Below are 18020 nucleotides of genomic sequence, written 5' to 3'. Positions count from 1 at the left end.
AGGCCTGATGGTCAGGCAGGGAGGAGCCATGCACGAAAAAGAGCGCCACAGGATCATTCTGTCCGCCGTCCAGGAAAAGCCTGTGGTGACGGTGCAGGAGATGGTCGAGCTGACGGACTCGTCCGAAGCGACGATCCGGCGCGATATCGCGGCGCTGCATGTGCAAAAACGCCTGCGCCGGGTGCGCGGCGGCGCCGAGGCGATCTCGCCGCCGCAGTTCATCGGCCTTGCCGGCCGGCCCTTCTCCGTCAACGAGACGCTCAACGCCGCGCAGAAGCGGGCGATCGCGCGGGAAGCAGTGAACCTTTGCCAGGACGGCGAGCCGATCATCATCAATGGCGGCACCACCACTTTCCAGATGGTGCATTACCTGACCGGGCGCCGGATGCCGATCTTCACCAACTCCTTCCCGATCGCCGAGCATCTGCTCAAGCATTCGAAGAACACGGTGATGCTGTCCGGCGGCACGATCTACCGCGAGCAGAACATCATCCTGTCGCCCTTCGACAATGACGTGACACGCAATTTCTATGCGCGCCGCATGTTCATGGGCGCGCAGGGGCTGGGGCCGCTCGGGCTGATGGAAGGCGATCCGCTGCTGATCCAGGCCGAGCAGAAATTGATCGACCAGGCCGACGAGCTGGTGGTGCTGGTCGATTCCTCGAAATTCCGCATGCGCTCCAGCCTGATCCTGTGCGGGCTGTCACGCATCGCAACCGTGATCACCGACGACGGCATAGAGGACCGCGAGGCCAAGATGCTGGAGACAGCGGGCGTGGCGCTGATCGTCGCCCGCAAACAGTCAAACGACAAGGAAGAATCTTCACTGCAGGCCTGAGGAAGACTCACGCCCGCAGCGGCGATGGAATGCAACGCTCAAGGGAGGATGTTCGATGAGCTTTTTGAAGAAACTGCTGGTTACGGCGGCCTTTTCCGCCGCCATGTTCGTGAATGCCGCCTATGCCGATAACGTCAAGATCGCGCTGGTCGTGAAGTCGCTCGGCAACGGCTTCTTCGACGCCGCCAACAAAGGCGCCGAGGAAGCGGCCAAGGAACTGGGCGATGTCGACGTCATCTACACCGGCCCGACCAAAGCGACCGCCGAAGCGCAGATCGAGGTGATCAACTCGCTGATCGCGCAAAAGGTCAACGCCATCGCGGTTTCGGCCAATGACGCCGACGCGCTGGTGCCGGTGCTGAAGAAGGCGATGGAACGCGGCATCACGGTCATCTCGTGGGACTCCGGCGTCGCCAAGGAAGGCCGCCAGCTCCACCTCAACCCGTCCGACACTGGCCTGATCGGCGAGACCATCATCAAGCTCGCCGCCGACTATCTGCCCGAAGGCGGCGACGTCGCCATCCTGTCTGCATCCTCGACCGCCACCAACCAGAACGCCTGGATCGAAGCGGCCAAGAAGGTGCTGCCGGAGAAGTTCCCGAAGATCAAGCTGGTCGCCACCGTCTATGGCGATGACGACTCGGCCAAGAGCACCGACGAAGCCAAGGGCCTCTTGAAATCCTATCCGAACCTCAAGGCGATCATCGCGCCGACCACGGTTGGTGTTGTTGCGGCTGCGCAGGTCGTCACCGACGAGAACCTGATCGGCAAGGTCAATGTGACGGGTCTCGCGCTGCCGTCGGAGTTCAAGAAGTTCATCGACAACGGTGCCAGCCAGGCGGTCGCGCTATGGAACCCGATCGACCTCGGCTATTCGGCTATCTATCTCGCCCATGACCTGGCGGTGAAGAAGGAAGAGGCCAAGCCCGGCGCCACGCTGTCGATCGGCCGCGTCGGCAAGGTGACGCTCGACGACACCAACTCGGCCGCGATGGCGCCGCCCTTCCAGTTCGACAAGACCAACATCGAGAAGTTCTCCAAGATCTATTGATCCTGGTCGACTTCAAGCTCATGCGGCGGGACAATTGTCCCGCCGCATCTTCAAACGGACCTTCTTTCAGGGCCTGATACGGATATGGACACGACAGCCCAGCGCAAAGTGGAAACGGAGCAGTCACAGGCTTCACACCCGGCTCTGAGCGCTCGCCTGACACTCGCAGGCATTTCCAAGAGTTTCCCGGGTGTCCGCGCGCTGCACAATGTCAGCCTGTCGCTCTATCCGGGTCAGGTGACGGCGCTGATCGGCGAGAACGGCGCCGGCAAGTCGACGCTGGTCAAGATCATGACCGGCATCTACCAGCCGGATTCCGGCGAGATCGGCATCGACGGCCAGGTCACGACACTGCCCAGCGCGCACGCCGCCTTCGGCCACGGCATCACCGCCATCCATCAGGAAACCGTGCTGTTCGACGATCTGTCGGTCGCCGAAAACATCTTCCTCGGCCACGCGCCGCGCAGCCGCTTCGGCACCATCGACTGGCGCACGATGCGAAAAAATGCGCGCGAGGTGCTGGAGACGATGCGCGCCGGCCATATCGACGCCGACGCGCGGCTGAAGGATCTCGGCATCGCCAACAAGCATCTCGTGGCCGTCGCCCGCGCGATGTCGATCGACGCGCGCATCGTCATCATGGACGAACCGACGGCGGCGCTCTCGATGAAGGAGATCGAGGAGCTTTTCCTCCTGATCGAATTCCTGAAGAGCGAAGGCAAGGCGGTGCTCTTCATCAGCCACAAGTTCGACGAGATCTATCGCATCGCCGATCGCTACACCGTGTTCCGAGACGGCGAGATGGTCGGCGAGGGAATGCTCAAGGACACCGGCCAGAACGAGATCGTGCGCATGATGGTCGGGCGCAATGTCGACCACATCTTTCCGCAGCGCGAACCGAAGATCGGCGCGCCGGTGCTTTCCGTCTCGGGCCTGTCGCATCCGACCGAATTCGACGACATCGGCTTCGAGCTGCGCAAGGGCGAGATCCTCGGCTTCTACGGTCTGGTCGGTGCCGGGCGAAGCGAAGTCATGCAGGCGATCGCAGGGATCACCCGCACGAGCCGAGGCGCGATTTCCCTCGACGGCAAGGCGATCGCGCCGAAATCGGCGGCGGATTCGATCGAGGCCGGCATCGTCTATGTGCCGGAGGAGCGCGGCAAGCAGGGTGTGGTGATCGGCCTGCCGATCTTCCAGAACGTGTCGCTGCCATCGCTTGCGCGCACCTCGAAATCCGGCGTGCTCAAGCACGCGGAAGAGTTCTCGCTCGCCCGCTCCTACACCGAGCGGCTCGATCTGCGCGCCTCTTCGCTCAGCCAGGATGTCGGCACGCTGTCGGGCGGCAACCAGCAGAAGGTGGTGATCGCCAAATGGCTGGCGACGACGCCGAAGGTGATCATCCTCGACGAGCCGACCAAGGGCATCGACATCGGCTCCAAGGCCGCAGTGCACGGCTTCATGGCCGAGCTTGTCGCGCAAGGGCTGTCGGTGATCATGGTGTCGTCGGAACTGCCCGAGATCCTCGGCATGTCGGACCGGGTCGTGGTCATGCGCGAAGGCCGTATCGCGGCGACCTACGACAACAAGGGCCTCGATGCCGAGACGCTGGTTCGAACGGCAGCGGGGATCGCGGCATGAAGAGCTTCCTCAAATATCGCGAAATCTGGCTACTTGCCGGTATCGTCGTGCTGATCGGCCTGATCTCGACACGCTTCCCAGGCTTCGCCGACCCCAGCAATCTGCGCCAGGTGTTCAACGACACGTCGATCCTGATGATCCTGGCGCTGGGACAGATGGTGGTGATCCTGACGCGCTCGATCGACCTCTCGATGGCGTCTAATCTCTGCTTCACCGGCATGGTGGTGGCGATGCTCAACGCCGCGCATCCGGCGATCCCGATCCCGGTGCTGATCGTCGTCGCCCTCGCCGTCGGGTTGGTGCTCGGCGCGATCAACGGCTTCCTGGTGTGGCGGCTGAACATTCCTTCCATCGTGGTGACGCTGGGCACGCTGACCATCTATCGCGGCACCACCTTCGTCGTCTCCGGCGGCGCCTGGGTCAATGCCGACCAGATGAGCCCCGACTTCATCAATTTCCAGCGCGTCGCCTTCCTCGGCCTGCCGGTGCTGTCCTGGATCGCGATCATCGTGATCGCGCTGTTCTTCCTGGTGATGACGCGGACCGCGATCGGCCGCTCGATCTACGCCATCGGCGTCAATCCGACCGCCTCGGTCTATGCCGGCATCGATGTCGGCCGCACCAAATTCATCGTCTTTTGCATCTCCGGCATGATCGGCGGGCTCGCCGGCTATCTTTGGATTTCGCGCTACGTGATCGCCTCGGTCGAAGTCGCCAATGGCTATGAGCTCAACATCATCGCCGCCTGTGTGATCGGTGGCATCTCGATCGCTGGCGGCATCGGCTCGGTCGGCGGCGCGGTGCTCGGCGCGCTGTTCCTCGGCATCATCTCCAACGCGCTGCCGGTCATCAACATCTCGCCGTTCTGGCAGATGGCGATCTCGGGCAGCGCCATCATCCTGGCCGTGGTGCTCAACGCACGCGGCGAGCGCCGGCAAGGCCGCATCATCCTGAGAAAGGCGGAAGCGGCATGACCGACACCCCTGCCCCGCGCCACATTCCCGACCGGCTCGACAAGCCGCTGTCTTCGGCCATCTTCTCCTGGGAAGCGCTGCTCGTCATTATCGCGGTTGCCATCTTCGCGGTAAACAGCGTCGCGTCGCCCTATTTCCTCGACCCGTGGTCGCTGTCGGACCTCACCTTCAACTTCACCGAAAAAGGCCTGATCGCGCTTGCCATGGCGCTACTGATCATCTCCGGCGAGATCGACCTGTCGGTCGCCGCCATCGTGGCGCTCGCCTCGACGATGATGGGCATGGCCGTGCAGGCCGGCGCCGGCACGCCGGTGCTAGTGGCGATCGGCGTCGTCGTCGGGCTTGGCTGCGGCGCGTTCAACGGGCTGTTGGTCACCCGGCTCGGCCTGCCGTCCATCGTCGTCACCATCGGCACGATGAGCCTGTTTCGCGGCATCGCCTTCATCATCCTCGGCGACCAGGCCTATAAGGGCTATCCGGAAAGCTTCGCCTTCTTCGGCCAAGGCTATGTCTGGTGGGTCTTCTCGTTCGAGCTGGCGCTGTTCCTGGTCGCGGCAGCCATCTACTGGTTCGTGCTGCACCGCACGAGCTTCGGTCGGCGCATCTTCGCCATCGGTAACAATCCAGTCGCCTGCCAGTTCTCCGGCGTGCGCGTCGACCGCATCAAGTTCATCCTGTTTTGCCTCACTGGCCTGATGTCAGGCATCGCCTCCGTGCTGATCACCTCGCGGCTCGGTTCGACAAGGCCGTCGATTGCGCAGGGCTATGAGCTCGAGGCGATCACCATGGTGGTGCTCGGCGGCGTCTCGATCCTCGGCGGCGCCGGCAGCATCCTCGGCATCGTGCTCGCCGCCTTCATCATGGGGCTGGTGACTTTCGGGCTTGGGTTGCTCAACGTGCCGGGCATCGTCATGTCGATCTTCATCGGCCTGCTGCTGATCATCGTCATTGCGCTGCCCATCCTCTGGCGGCGGCTGCGCGAAGGGCGCTTCGCCTGATGGAAAAATACGCCTTCAAGATGAAGCTCAACCCCGGCATGAAGGCAGAGTACAAGCGCCGCCATGACGAGATCTGGCCCGAGCTGGTTGCCCTGCTGAAACAGGCCGGCGTCTCCGACTATTCGATCCATCTCGACGAGGAGACCGACATCCTGTTCGGCGTGCTGTGGCGCCGCGACGACCACGGCATGGCCGACCTGCCCAGGCATCCGGTGATGCAGCGCTGGTGGGCGCATATGGCCGACGTGATGGAGACGAAAGCCGACAACGAGCCGCTGGCGGTGCCGCTCGAAACGATGTTCCATATGGCATGATCCGCCACGTCGCCGTCATCGATATCGGCAAGACCAACGCCAAGGTGGCGCTGGTCGATCTCACGACGCTGAGTGAGATCGCGCTGCGCCGCATGGCGAATGCTCCGGTACGGCACGCTCCCTACCCGCATCACGATGTCGAGGCGCTGTGGACGTTCATCCTGAACAGTCTCGCCTATCTCAACGGTGAAAGGCGGATCGATGCGATATCGGTCACCACGCATGGCGCGACGGGCGTGTTGGTCGATCAATCGGGCGAACTGGCGCTGCCGGTGCTCGACTATGAGTTCGACGGCCCCGACCGGCTGGCACAGGAGTATGACGCCATCCGCCCCTCCTTCGCCGAGACCGGGACGCCGCGGTTGCCGGTCGGCCTCAATCTCGGCGCGCAGCTCTTCTGGCAGCAGAAGCGCTTCCCGGCGGAATTCGCCAGGGCGGCCGCGATGCTGATGTATCCGCAATATTGGGCGCTGCGGCTGACCGGCATCGCCGCCAACGAGGCGACTTCGCTCGGCTGCCATACCGATTTGTGGAACCCCTGGGCGTCCGACTATTCGTCGCTGGTCGACAAGATGGGCTGGCGCCAGTTGATGGCGCCGGTGCGGCCGGCAAAAGAGCGGCTTGGTCCGATCCTGCCGGTGTTTGCCCGGCGCACTGGGCTCGATCCGCAGACGCCGGTGTTCTGCGGCCTGCACGATTCCAACGCCTCGCTGCTGCCGCATCTTCTGTCCGACGCACCGCCCTTCTGCGTCGTTTCGACCGGCACATGGGTGGTGTCGATGGCGGTCGGCGGCAGGAAGGTCGAACTCGAGCCGGCGCGCGACACGCTGGTCAATGTCAACGCGCTCGGCGATCCCGTGCCTTCGGCCCGCTTCATGGGCGGACGCGAATTCTCGCTGCTGACCGACGGCCAGCCGCAGGAGTGGATCGATGACGATGTCGCCGCGGTGCTGGCGCGGCAAGCCCTGCTTCTGCCTTCCACGCAACAAGGGTCCGGACCCTTTCCGCATCGTGACGCGCGGTGGGTCAATGCCGAGGACTTGAGCCCCGGGCAGCGCTTCGCGGCCATTTCGTTCTATCTGGCGCTGATGACCGCGACCTGCCTGGAGCTGATCGGCGGCGACGGGCCGACGACCGTCGAAGGACCGTTCGCGCGCAACCCGCTTTTCAACTGCATGCTGGCGGCGGCGATGGAGCGGCCGGTCATCGCATCGGAGACCTCGACCGGCACAAGCATCGGCGCCGCGCTGCTGGCGTCGGACGAAACGCCCGCGATGAGCAAGGGTGAGCGGACCGAGCCGCCGACCGATCCGGCATGGCAAGCCTATACGCGAGCGTGGCGGAAGATCGCCACCGCGTAAGCCATCGCTCAGCGTATTGTCCCGTAAAGCAATCCCCGCGGGTCGATCCGCGGCTTGCGGCCGGCAACGACGTCGGCCAGGAATTGGCCCGAGCCGCAGGCCATGGTCCAGCCGACATGGCCGTGGCCGGTGTCGAGATAGAGATTGCGGTACTTAGCCTGGCCAATCACGGGAACCGAGTTCGGCATCATCGGCCGCAAGCCGGCCCAAAACACGGCCTTCTTCTCGTCGAAAGCGCCCGGGAAGAGGTCCTTGCCGGTTTCCAGGATGGTTCTGAAATCGCGCGGCTTGAAGCTGCGGTCGAAGCCGGTGAACTCGGCGGTCGAGGACATGCGCAGGCGATTGCCGAGCCTCGAATAGCCGATCAACCGGTCCTCGTCGGCGCCGCCCATGGTCGGCCCCTTGCTCTCGTCCTGCAGCGGAATCGTCGCGGTGTAGCCCTTCACCGGATAGACCGGCAGGTCGATGCCGTAGCGGCGGCCGAGCAGGCCGCTTTCCGGCCCCATCGAGATGACGACGGCATCGCCGACGACAGGGCCGGCCGAGGTCATCGCCGCGCGCACCCGGTCGCCCTCGATATCGAGGCCCTCGACCGTCGTGCCGAAGAGGAATTTCACGCCGAGCTTTTCGGCGGCATAAGCGGCAAGGTTGTCCGTGAACTGCTTGGAATCGCCGGTCTGGTCGATCGGCGAATAGATGCCGCCGGCGATCTTCTCCTTGACGCCGGCGAGGCCGGGCTCCAGTTCGACCAGGCGCCCGCGCCCGACGATCTCGATCGGCAGGCCGTGCTCGGCGAGATAGCGGTAGTTGTCGGTGCCCGTGTCGAGGCTTTTCTGCGAGCGGAAGAAGTAAATGATGCCCTTCTTGCGCTCGTCGTAGTGGATGCCGGTCTCCTCCGAAAGCGCATTGATGCAATCGCGGGAATGGAGCGCGAGCCTGAGCTTGATGTCGGTGTTGGCGCGCAGCCGCTTCACCGTGCATTCGCGCAGGAAGCGCAGGCTCCAAAGATAGAAATAAGGGTCAAGGCGCAGCCTGACCTTGATGCCGAGATCGTGGTTCCAGAGCGCGCGCAGGAAGGTCTTCAGCGCGGCGGGGGAAGCCCAGGCGGTGGCGTCGCCAGGCGAGACCAGGCCGGCATTCGACTGGCTGGTGCCGCGCGCCGCCGCCTCATGGCGATCGATCACGATCACCTCGTGACCGTCCCTAGCCAGATAGTAGGCGGCCGCCGTGCCAACCACGCCGGCGCCGAGAACCAGGACCTTCATGCCGTCCCCTCAGGATCGAACGGGGCGCCACGCTTTGACAGCGCCCCGGCGATCCCATAGCGCGTCTCGATGCGCCGGACGAGTCCTTGGCCCAACAGCTTAGTTTCGAACGGAGTTCTTGGTCGTCAGAATGCGTTCCCAGGCCAGCGCGTCGTTGACGATCAGGTCGAGATCGTCGCGCTGCGGCGTCCAGCCGAGCTCCTTGCGGGCAAGCTCGGAATTGGCAACCACCGCGGCGGCGTCGCCGGGACGGCGTTCGCCCATGCGGACGTCGAAATCATGGCCGAAAGCGCGGCGCACGCTGTCGATCACTTCCAGCACCGAATAGCCATGGCTGTAGCCGCAATTGGCGACGAGGCTGTTGCCCCCGTCGCGTAGCCGCTGCAGCGCCAGCCGGTGCGCCGCGGCGAGATCGCTGACATGGATATAATCGCGCATGCAGGTGCCGTCCGGCGTCGGATAGTCGGTGCCGAAGACCTGCATGAAGGGACGCTTGCCGAGCGCGGTCTCGCAGGCGACCTTGATCAGATGCGTGGCGCCGGGCGTCGACTGCCCGGTGCGGCCCTTGGGATCGGCGCCGGCGACGTTGAAATAGCGCAGCGCCGTATAGTGGATGTCGTGCGCCAGCGCCGCGTCGCGCAGCATCCATTCGCTCATCAGTTTGGAAAGGCCGTAGGGCGATTCCGGCGCCAGGCGGGCATCCTCGCGCACCGGCTCCAGCCCGGCGCCGCCATAGACGGCGGCGGTGGAGGAGAAGATGAAATGCGGCACGCCTTCGCGCACCGCGGTTTCGATCAGCGTGCGGGTCTTGCAGGTGTTGTTTTCATAATAACCGAGCGGATCGGAGACCGATTCCGGCACCACGATCGAGCCGGCGAAGTGGATAATGGCGTCGACATGATTGTCGCGGATGATCCGGCCCACGAGGTCGCGGTCGGCGACGTCGCCGACGACGAGCTTTGCTTCCGGGGCGACCGCCCATTCGAAGCCCGTGGAAAGCCGGTCGAGCACCACGACGCTTTCGCCGGCGTCGAGAAGCTCCCAGACCATGTGGCTGCCGATATAACCGGCACCGCCCGTCACCAAAACCGTCATCATCTACCTCGCTGATCAAGATTTATCGGAAACTGTCTCAACAGCCACCGTGCTGGAAACCCCGCCGCAAGCCCACTAGCCTCTCTGCTATGTTAAGTCCGTAACAGTTCCTGCCGCCCGAGGCATCGTACTGAAACAAAGCTGGTTCACATCCCAGGGAATAGGCCACGATCCGGCATCGTTAGGAACAGGGCAAGGGCGTGGCATTTTGACCGGTTGGGTCTGGTGGACGCGGCATAGGGCAGTGACTATGATCCGGCTCAAAATTGGGAAGCCGATATGAACTACCAGCGGTTCTTCGAGGATGCGATCGACCAGCTCCACGCCGAGCGTCGCTACCGCGTTTTCGCCGACCTCGAGCGCATCGTGGGCAAGTTCCCGCGCGCCATCTGGCGTTCCAACGGCCGCGCCCAGGAAATCACCGTCTGGTGCTCCAACGACTATCTCGGCATGGGCCAGAACCCGGATGTGATTGCCGCCTTCCAGAGCGCCGCCGGCAGGATGGGTTCGGGCGCCGGCGGCACCCGCAACATTTCCGGCACCTCGAACCCGCTGGTCGAGCTCGAGCATGAGCTCGCCGACCTGCACGACAAGGAAGCAGCGCTCGTCTTCACCTCCGGCTTCGTCTCCAACGAAGCCTCGATCTCGACCATTGCCCGGCTTCTGCCCAACTGCCTGATCATCTCGGACGAGCTGAACCATGCCTCGATGATCGAGGGCGTGCGCCGCTCCGGTGCCGAGAAGAAGATCTTCCGCCACAACGACGTCGCGCATCTGGAAAGCCTCTTGCAGGCGGCCGGCCGCGAGCGCGCCAAGCTGATCGTCTTCGAAAGCGTCTATTCGATGGACGGCGACATCGCGCCGATCAGGCAGATCGTCGAGCTCGCCGAGCGCTACAACGCCATGACCTATATCGACGAGGTCCATGCGGTGGGCATGTATGGACCGCGCGGCGGCGGCATCACCGAACGCGAAGGCCTGGCCGACCGCATCGACATCATCGAAGGCACCCTCGCCAAGGCCTTCGGCACGCTGGGCGGCTACATCACCGGCACCAGCGCCGTGATCGACGCGGTGCGCTCCTATGCGCCGGGCTTCATCTTCACCACCGCGCTGCCGCCGGCGATCGCGGCCGCCGCCACCACCTCGATCCGGCATCTGAAGCGCTCGCAGGCCGAGCGCGACGCGCAGCAGCGCCAGGCATCGCGAACCAAGCAGGTGCTTGCCGCTGCCGGGCTGCCGGTGATGGAATCGGCCACCCATATCGTGCCGGTCTTGGTCGGCGACCCCGAGCTTTGCAAGATGGCCAGCGACCGCCTGCTCGGCGTGCACGGCATCTACATCCAGCCGATCAACTATCCGACGGTGCCCCGCGGCACCGAGCGGCTGCGCATCACGCCGACGCCCTTCCACTCGGACGCGCTGATCGCCGAATTGCAGGACGCGCTGGTCGAGACCTGGGATGCGCTGGGCATCCCCTATGGCGCCGCCGGCCGGCCCGCCGTTGCGAAAACCGACCGGATCATTCCGCTGCTCGTTCCGAAGTCAGGCGGCTGAAGCCCGCCTGCCTCACACCGTCTTCATCCATTTCGCCAGGCGACGCGCCGCCTCCTCGAGCTGATCGAGGCGGCGGTGGAAGCATAGTCTGAGGAAAGCCTCGCCGCCGGGGCCGAAGGCGGTGCCGGGCGCCAGGCCGACATTGGCGTTATCGACGATATCGAAGGCGGCGCTGCGGGAATCGGTGATGCCGTCGACGGTGAAGAACAGATAGAAGGCGCCCTGCGGCACGGTGAAACGCGCCTTTCCGGTGGCGCCAAGAATGTCGCAGACCAAATTGCGTGCCGCCCGCGCCCGCTCCACTTGTTCGACGATAAAGCCGTCGCCCTCGTCGAGCGCGGCGACAGCGCCGCGCTGCATGAATTGCGCGACACCTGAGGTCGAGTACTGGATCAGGTTCTCGAACACCTGCTGCAAGGCAGGATGGGTCTTGATCCAGCCGACGCGCCAGCCGGTCATCGCCCAGTTCTTGGAAAAGCTGTTGACGAAAAGGATGCGGTCTTCGGCCGTGGCGACGTCGAGGAAGGACGGCGCGCGGCCATGGCCATAGTGGAACAGCGAATAGATCTCGTCGGCGATGATCCACATGCCCTTTTGGCGGGCGAGATCGAGGATCGCTTGAAGCGTCTCCCTGTCCGCGGTCCAGCCGGTCGGGTTGGACGGCGTGTTGATGAACAGCAGCTTCGTGCGCGGCGTGATCGCCGAGGCGATCTTGTCGACATCGCAGGACCAGCCATTGCCGGACTGATCGAGCGTGACCGGCACCGGCACGGCGCCAGCCACGCCCGCGGCCGCTGCGAAATTCGGCCAGGCGGGCGAAAGGTAGATCACCTCGTCGCCGCTGCCGGCGATCGCGTCGATGGCCAACTGGATGGCATGCATGCCGGAGGCGGTGACGATGAACTCTTCCTCGGCGAAGGTCTTGCCGAAATGACGGGCGTAGTAGCGGGAGAGCGCCTGCCTGAGGGCGGGAATGCCCTTCTGCCAGGTGTAGAACGTCTCGCCATCGGCCAGCCCCTTGGCGGCGGCATCGCTGATGAAGGAGGGCGTCGGCAGGTCGCCCTCGCCGGCCCAGAGCGGGATCAGGCCTTCGCGCAGGCGGCCGTGATTGACGACGGCGACGATGCCGCTTTCGGGCGCGGCGCGGGCTTCGGTGCGCAAAGTCTGGATCAAAGTCATGGCAGTTCCGTTTCGTAGTCAGTTGCGCTCTTACCAGATAGCGAAACAGAAAACCCCGGCCGTGAATGGCCGGGGTTTTGGTCCAGAATGGCTCGCGCCGCGTTATCTCTTGGCGAGCAGGTCGCGGATTTCGGTCAGAAGCTGCACATCGGCTGGCGGCGGGGCCGCAGGGGCGGCAGGCTTCTCGCGCTCGACCCTCTTGCGCAGATTGTTCACCGCCTTGACCATCAGGAAGATGATGAAGGCGAGGATGATGAAATTCAGCACCACGGTGATGAAGCTGCCATAGGCGAAAACGGCGCCTTCTTTCTTGGCATCGGCCAGCGCGGCCGAATGGACGTTCGAGGACAGTCCGAAGAAATAGTTGTTGAAGTCCAGCCCGCCGAAAATCGCACCGACGATCGGCATGATGATGTCGTTGACCAGTGAATCGACGATCTTGCCAAAGGCGGCGCCGATGATGACGCCGACGGCCAAGTCCATGACATTGCCCTTGGAGATGAATTCCTGGAATTCTTTCAGCATTCGTCCCTCCTTGCCGTAACAGGCCGCGCTGCCGCCTCACCCACTTTCCTTCGGCGCCGGTCAGCGCTCACAATAACAAAAACCCCCGGTTGCAAAACCTGAAAAAAGGTCAAAGCACCGGTTTGTGTTTACGCTGCGTCATCAAGCACATATGCGCCGAAAGCCGCGATGGACTCAGGCCCCAAGCTGTGATTGCGTCTAGCGTCAGCCGGATGGGAGACCGGCCAGGGAGGAAGTGCGGACCGTGCAAGGCTGGTTCGTCGTCATCATCGCGATCGCCTATGTGACGCTGCTTTTCGCCATTGCCAGCGTCGGCGACCGGCGCGCGGCGGCCACCGGGTTCGGCCGCGCGCGGCCCTTCATCTACGCGCTCAGCCTCGCCATCTATTGCACCTCCTGGACCTTCTTCGGCTCGGTCGGTCTTTCGTCCGAGCGCGGCCTTGAATTCCTCGGCATCTATACCGGACCGGTGCTGGTCTTCGTGTTCGGCTTCCCGCTGCTCAACCGCCTGGTCCGGCTGGCGAAAAGCGAGAAGATCACCTCCATCGCCGACCTTCTCGGCGCTCGTTACGGCAAGAGTTTTGTCGTCGCGGCGATCGCGACAGTGATCGCGACTGTCGGCGCGGTGCCTTATATCGCGCTGCAGCTCAAGGCGATCTCAGGCTCGGTCAGCCTGATGGTCGAGCACTATACCGGCTCGCCGCCCTCTTTCGATCCGTTCGTCAGCGATATCTCGCTTGTGGTGGCAATGTTGCTGGCGCTCTTCGCGGTGCTGTTCGGCACCCGCCATGCCGACGCCACCGAGCATCAGGACGGGCTGGTTCTGGCTGTGGCGGTGGAAACCGTGGTCAAGCTCGCCGCGTTCATCACCATCGGCCTGATGGTGACCTTCCTGATCTTCGGCGGTCCCGGCGACATGTTCGCCAAGCTCGCCGCAAACGGCGAGGTGCGCCAGGCGATGGGCTACAACACCTCCTTGGCCACCTGGCTGGTGCTGACCGGCTTGAGCGGCTTTGCCATCCTGATGCTGCCGCGGCAATTCTACGTCACCATCGTCGAGAACCGCAGCGAGGCGGAGCTGCGCACGGCGACCTGGGTGTTCCCGCTCTATCTCGTGGCGATCAACCTGTTCGTGCTGCCGATCGCCTTTGCCGGCCTGTCGCTGGTCGGCACCAAGACCAGCAGCGACCTTTACGTGCTGTCGCTGCCCTTGCTCAGCGGCCATGACCTGCTTGCCATGGCCGCCTTCATCGGCGGTCTGTCGGCGGCGACCGCCATGGTGATCGTGGAAAGCGTCGCACTGTCGATCATGATCTCCAACGATCTCGTCATCCCGCTGTTCGTGCGCCGCGTGCTCAAGACCAGCGCTTCGGAGAATGAGGACTGGTCGACGCTGATCCTCAATGTCAGGCGCGCGTCGATCTTCATCATGCTGTTCATCGCTTTCCTCTACTACCGCGAGAGCACCAACAGCGCGCGGCTGTCCTCGATCGGGCTGATGTCGTTCGCCGCGATCGCCCAATTCGCGCCGGCGCTGATCGGCGGCCTGATCTGGCGCCGCGCCAATGGCCGGGGCGCAGCGCTCGGCATGGTCGCCGGCATCGCCGTCTGGTGCTACACGCTGCTGCTGCCGTCACTCGCCGGTCCCGATTCCGACATCGTCGTCCACGGCCTGTTCGGCTTCGAGGCGCTGAGGCCGCAGGCGCTGTTCGGCACCGTCGGCGAACCGCTGAACCACGGCGTGCTGTGGAGCCTTTCGGTCAACGCGCTGTTCTTCGTGCTGGGCTCCCTCTCGCGCGCGTCCCTACCGCTGGAGCGCATCCAAGCGGCGATCTTCGTGCCGCGCGAGTCGAGCCCGATGCCGAGCCTGCGCCGCTTCCGCACCGCCGTCACCGTCAACGACCTCAAGGATACGATCTCGCGCTATCTCGGCGTCGAGCGCACCGAGCGCTCCTTCCAGTCCTTCGAGAGGGACACAAACGTCTCGCTGCACGGCAAGGAGCAGGCGAGCATGGACGTCATCCGCTTCTCGGAGCAATTGCTGGCAAGCGCGGTCGGCTCGTCGTCGGCGCGGCTGATCCTGTCGCTGCTCTTTCGCCGCAACGACCGCGATTCCAAGGATGCCTTCAAGCTGCTCGACGACGCCACCGAGGCGCTGCAGCACAATCGCGACCTCTTGCAGATCGCGCTCGACCAGATGGAGCAAGGCATCACCGTCTTCGACCGCGATCTCCGGCTGATCTGCTGGAACCGACAATACCGGCTGCTGTTCGACCTGCCGGACGAGATGGGCCAGGTCGGCGTGTCGCTCGACCGGATCCTGCGCCATCTCGCCGAGCGCGGGGACTTTCCCGCCGACCAGCGCGTGACGATGCTCAACCGGCTGACTAGCTTCGCCGGCCCGTGGCAGATGGAGCTGAAGACCAGCGGCCGTATCCTCGAGCTGCGCTCCAACCCGATGCCGGACGGCGGCATCGTCGCCACCTATGCCGACATTTCCGGCCGCGTCGAGCAGGACCTTGCGCTGAAGCGGGCCAATGAATCGCTGGAACAGCGGGTGAAGACCCGCACCATCGAGCTCACCCGCGTCAACGAGGAACTGGCGCAGGCGCAGATGCTGGCCGAGGAGGCGAACCTCGGCAAAACGCGCTTCCTCGCCGCCGCCGGCCACGATATCCTGCAGCCGCTGAACGCCGCCCGGCTCTATTGCTCGTCGCTGATCGAGAAGGCCGGCAAGGGGCCGGCCGGCAAGGCGGCGGTCAACATCGAATCCTCGCTGGAATCGGTCGAGACCATCCTCGGCGCGGTGCTCGATATCTCGCGGCTCGACGCCGGCGCCATGAAGCCGGAGGACACCGCCTTCAACCTCGGCGGGCTGCTCGCCCAGATCGGCAATGATTTTCGCCCGCTTGCCGCCGAAAAGAAGCTGGAGCTCAAGATCATGCCGTCCTCGCTCGGCGTCATGACCGACCGCAACCTCTTGCGCCGGCTGATCCAGAACCTCGTTTCCAACGCCATCAAGTACACGCGCCAGGGCCGCATCCTGGTGGGTGTGCGGCGGCGCGGCGAACTGGCCGAGGTCCAGGTTATCGACACCGGTATCGGCATTGCCGGCGACAAGCTCAACACCGTCTTCCACGAATTCACGCGGCTCGACGAAGGCGCGCGCGAGGCCGAGGGCCTTGGCCTTGGCCTCTCGATCGTCGACCGCATCGCGCGGGTGCTGCGGCTTGAAATCCGAATCTTCTCAAACCTGGGCAAAGGCACGCGCTTTTCCGTCCTCCTGCCGGTCGCGGCGGTCGCGGCGCCGCCGCGCGAGGTCGGCAAGGCGCCCGCCCGATCCGCTTCGACGCTGGCCGGGCTCAATGTGCTGTGCATCGACAATGACGCGCGCATCCTCGACGGCATGCGGCTGCTGCTCGAGGGCTGGGGCTGCCGTGTCGAGACGGCTTCGGGATCAGGCGATCTCGTGAGGGCCGGCGCGCCAAAGCCGGACCTCGTGCTTGCCGATTACCATCTCGACGGCAGCACCGGGCTCGATGCGATCGCCACGCTGCGCGCCGCTTACGGGCAGGATCTGGCCTGTGTGCTGGTCACCGCCGACCGCTCCAGCGAGGTGCGCACCGCGGCGGGCAAGCTGGACATTCCCGTGATCAACAAGCCGCTGAAGCCGGCCGTGTTGCGCTCGATGATGGCGCGGGTCAGGCCGCTGGCGTCGGCGGCGGAGTGAACGCCGTCAACGCGCGGGCGCCGGCTTCGCGGCGCGCGCCTCCTATCGCCTCGCTTGGCCTTGGCGCCGCGATCGGACGGGCGCGGTTTCGTTCGGACACAGCCGTATCCGACGCCGAAGCAGATAGGGCGCCGGAGGCTTCGGTGCCCCAAGGTGCTTCGGTCGTCGAGAATTATCGCTGAGAAAGGCGCTGGCGATCAGCCCACCGGCTGCAGCGGGTCGCCGCCGATCTTCGACAGCTGGATGACCGCCTGGGTACGGCTGTCGACGCCGAGCTTCTGCAGGATGGCCGAGACATGCGCCTTGATGGTCGCCTCGGAAACGCCGAGCTCATAGGCGATCTGCTTGTTGAGCAGACCTTCGGCCAGCATGCCGAGCACGCGCGTCTGCTGCGGCGTCAGCGCCTGCAGGCGCTTGATCAGGTCGGAGATTTCCGGATCGCGCTCGACGCCGAGCTCGATGCCGGTGGGTGCCGCGATATCGCCGGCAAGCACCGCCTGCACGGCGTCGCGGATTTCTTCCATGCTCGCCGATTTGGAAATGAAGCCGGAGGCGCCGAGATCGAGCGCGCGACGGATGGTTACCGGATCGTCATGCGCCGACACCACCACCAATGGCACCGTCGGATGGATGCCGCGCAGCGAGATCAACCCTGAGAGGCCGCTGGCGCCGGGCATCGACAGGTCGAGCAGCACCATGTCGATGTCCTCATTGGCCAGCACCAGCGCCTTGGCGCTTTCGAAATCGCCGGCCTCGTGGATGGCGGCAACGTCACCGATGCCGGCAAGCGCCTCCTTCAAGGCGCCGCGAAAAAGTGGATGGTCGTCGGCAATGACGAAGGTGTGGCCCGACGGCAAGTATCCCTCCCCCGATCCCATCATGATTTTCTGCTTCTTGCGGGGACGAAAATGATTATGCGGCGGCGCGGCGCGTTTTCAAGCGGCAAAGGCCGCGCGAAGGGTTTTTCCTAACGGTTCGGCTGTCGTTTTGCGCAATTCCAGACGGAAAACCGCGATGCGCTTCTCCTGGAATTGGCCGCGGGTTCAGGTCTTCTGGTTCAGCTTGGCGCCACCGTCGCCCTCTTCCTTGTCCATGTCCTTGACGATATCCTTGAAGGTGCGGAAGAACTGCTGCATGTAGCCCATCGTCTTGTTGAAATCCTCTTGGCTGGGCAATTGCGATTCCAGCCGGGCAGACAGCGAATTCTCTAGTTTGGCGACACGCGCGTCGAGCGCCTTGACCGAATTGTCCAGCCGGTCGATCTCGTCCTGGTAGGCGGCACGCTCGTCGGCCGCCATCTTGCAGACGAGCTGGCCGGAGCGCTCCTCGCAGATCGACATGGCGCCGGTCTGGGTGTCCATGCGGACATAGCCGGTGGCGGACTTCTCCAGGCGGTAGTGGTCGGTTTCCTCGGAATAGGCGGAAGCGGCAACCAACGAGCAGAGCGCCGCGGGGATCAGGATGTGCTGAAGACGCATGTTGTCCTCCATGAGCC

General features: G+C 64.3%; 15 protein-coding genes. 9 read left to right on the top strand and 6 right to left on the bottom strand.

Annotated features, from left to right (window positions below; genetic code table 11):
• The first annotated feature begins 28 nt into the window (after positions 1-28).
• From DPM33_RS25345 to DPM33_RS25315, 7 genes are all read left to right on the top strand, one after another.
• A complete protein-coding gene (locus tag DPM33_RS25345) occupies positions 29-838 on the top strand; it encodes a DeoR/GlpR family DNA-binding transcription regulator (RefSeq protein WP_112100133.1) in 810 nt (269 codons plus the stop codon).
• Between the two features lie 55 nt (positions 839-893).
• A complete protein-coding gene (gene rhaS / locus DPM33_RS25340) occupies positions 894-1889 on the top strand; it encodes a rhamnose ABC transporter substrate-binding protein (RefSeq protein ID WP_112100132.1) in 996 nt (331 codons plus the stop codon).
• 84 nt (positions 1890-1973) lie between these two features.
• On the top strand, positions 1974-3527 hold the full coding sequence (locus DPM33_RS25335) for a sugar ABC transporter ATP-binding protein (RefSeq protein ID WP_112100131.1): 1554 nt from the start codon (positions 1974-1976) through the stop codon (positions 3525-3527).
• Complete coding sequence (locus DPM33_RS25330; protein WP_112100130.1) at positions 3524-4501, top strand: ABC transporter permease; 978 nt, start codon at positions 3524-3526, stop codon at positions 4499-4501. The genes DPM33_RS25335 and DPM33_RS25330 overlap by 4 nt, the downstream gene beginning before the upstream one ends.
• Positions 4498-5499, top strand: coding sequence for an ABC transporter permease (locus tag DPM33_RS25325; protein ID WP_112100129.1), 1002 nt, complete (start codon positions 4498-4500; stop codon positions 5497-5499). Before DPM33_RS25330 ends, DPM33_RS25325 begins: the two co-directional genes overlap by 4 nt.
• On the top strand, positions 5499-5813 hold the full coding sequence (rhaM, locus tag DPM33_RS25320; protein ID WP_208648451.1) for an L-rhamnose mutarotase: 315 nt from the start codon (positions 5499-5501) through the stop codon (positions 5811-5813). The genes DPM33_RS25325 and rhaM overlap by 1 nt, the downstream gene beginning before the upstream one ends.
• The gene (locus tag DPM33_RS25315) at positions 5810-7174 is read left to right on the top strand and encodes an FGGY-family carbohydrate kinase (protein WP_112100127.1); all 1365 of its coding nucleotides are present in this window, start codon (positions 5810-5812) and stop codon (positions 7172-7174) included. The genes rhaM and DPM33_RS25315 overlap by 4 nt, the downstream gene beginning before the upstream one ends.
• 8 nt (positions 7175-7182) lie before the next feature.
• On the opposite strand, the gene DPM33_RS25310 is transcribed toward DPM33_RS25315, so the two are convergent.
• Positions 7183-8439 carry a D-amino acid dehydrogenase gene (locus DPM33_RS25310; RefSeq protein ID WP_112100126.1) on the bottom strand — a complete coding sequence of 419 codons (1257 nt, stop codon included), beginning with the start codon at positions 8437-8439 and terminating at the stop codon, positions 7183-7185.
• 99 nt (positions 8440-8538) lie between these two features.
• Positions 8539-9534, bottom strand: coding sequence for a UDP-glucose 4-epimerase GalE (gene galE / locus DPM33_RS25305; RefSeq protein ID WP_112100218.1), 996 nt, complete (start codon positions 9532-9534; stop codon positions 8539-8541).
• A 279-nt stretch (positions 9535-9813) separates the two neighbouring features.
• Here galE and hemA point away from each other — a divergent pair, with 279 nt between their 5' ends.
• Entirely contained in the window at positions 9814-11091 is a 1278-nt protein-coding gene (hemA, locus tag DPM33_RS25300) for a 5-aminolevulinate synthase (RefSeq protein ID WP_112100125.1), read from the top strand.
• Positions 11092-11103: 12 nt separating this feature from the next.
• Here the strand turns inward: hemA and DPM33_RS25295 are convergent, their stop codons facing one another.
• Both DPM33_RS25295 and mscL read right to left on the bottom strand, forming a co-directional pair.
• Positions 11104-12270 (bottom strand): pyridoxal phosphate-dependent aminotransferase, encoded by a 1167-nt coding sequence (locus DPM33_RS25295; RefSeq protein ID WP_112100124.1) that lies wholly within the window; start codon positions 12268-12270, stop codon positions 11104-11106.
• Between the two features lie 102 nt (positions 12271-12372).
• The gene (gene mscL, locus DPM33_RS25290) at positions 12373-12795 is read right to left on the bottom strand and encodes a large conductance mechanosensitive channel protein MscL (protein WP_112100123.1); all 423 of its coding nucleotides are present in this window, start codon (positions 12793-12795) and stop codon (positions 12373-12375) included.
• A gap of 244 nt (positions 12796-13039) precedes the next feature.
• Between mscL and DPM33_RS25285 the strand changes: the two genes are divergently transcribed.
• Positions 13040-16525, top strand: a complete 3486-nt coding sequence (locus DPM33_RS25285; RefSeq protein ID WP_112100122.1) for a PAS domain-containing hybrid sensor histidine kinase/response regulator — start codon at positions 13040-13042, stop codon at positions 16523-16525.
• Between the two features lie 197 nt (positions 16526-16722).
• Here the strand turns inward: DPM33_RS25285 and DPM33_RS25280 are convergent, their stop codons facing one another.
• Complete coding sequence (locus tag DPM33_RS25280) at positions 16723-17382, bottom strand: response regulator transcription factor (RefSeq protein WP_112100121.1); 660 nt, start codon at positions 17380-17382, stop codon at positions 16723-16725.
• A 186-nt stretch (positions 17383-17568) separates the two neighbouring features.
• Positions 17569-18003 carry a hypothetical protein gene (locus DPM33_RS25275; protein ID WP_112100217.1) on the bottom strand — a complete coding sequence of 145 codons (435 nt, stop codon included), beginning with the start codon at positions 18001-18003 and terminating at the stop codon, positions 17569-17571.
• Between the last annotated feature and the right edge of the window lie 17 nt (positions 18004-18020).

This window comes from Mesorhizobium hawassense (assembly GCF_003289945.1).
Taxonomy (GTDB): Bacteria; Pseudomonadota; Alphaproteobacteria; order Rhizobiales; family Rhizobiaceae; genus Mesorhizobium; species Mesorhizobium hawassense.
This window is presented reverse-complemented; position numbering and strand designations above follow the sequence as displayed.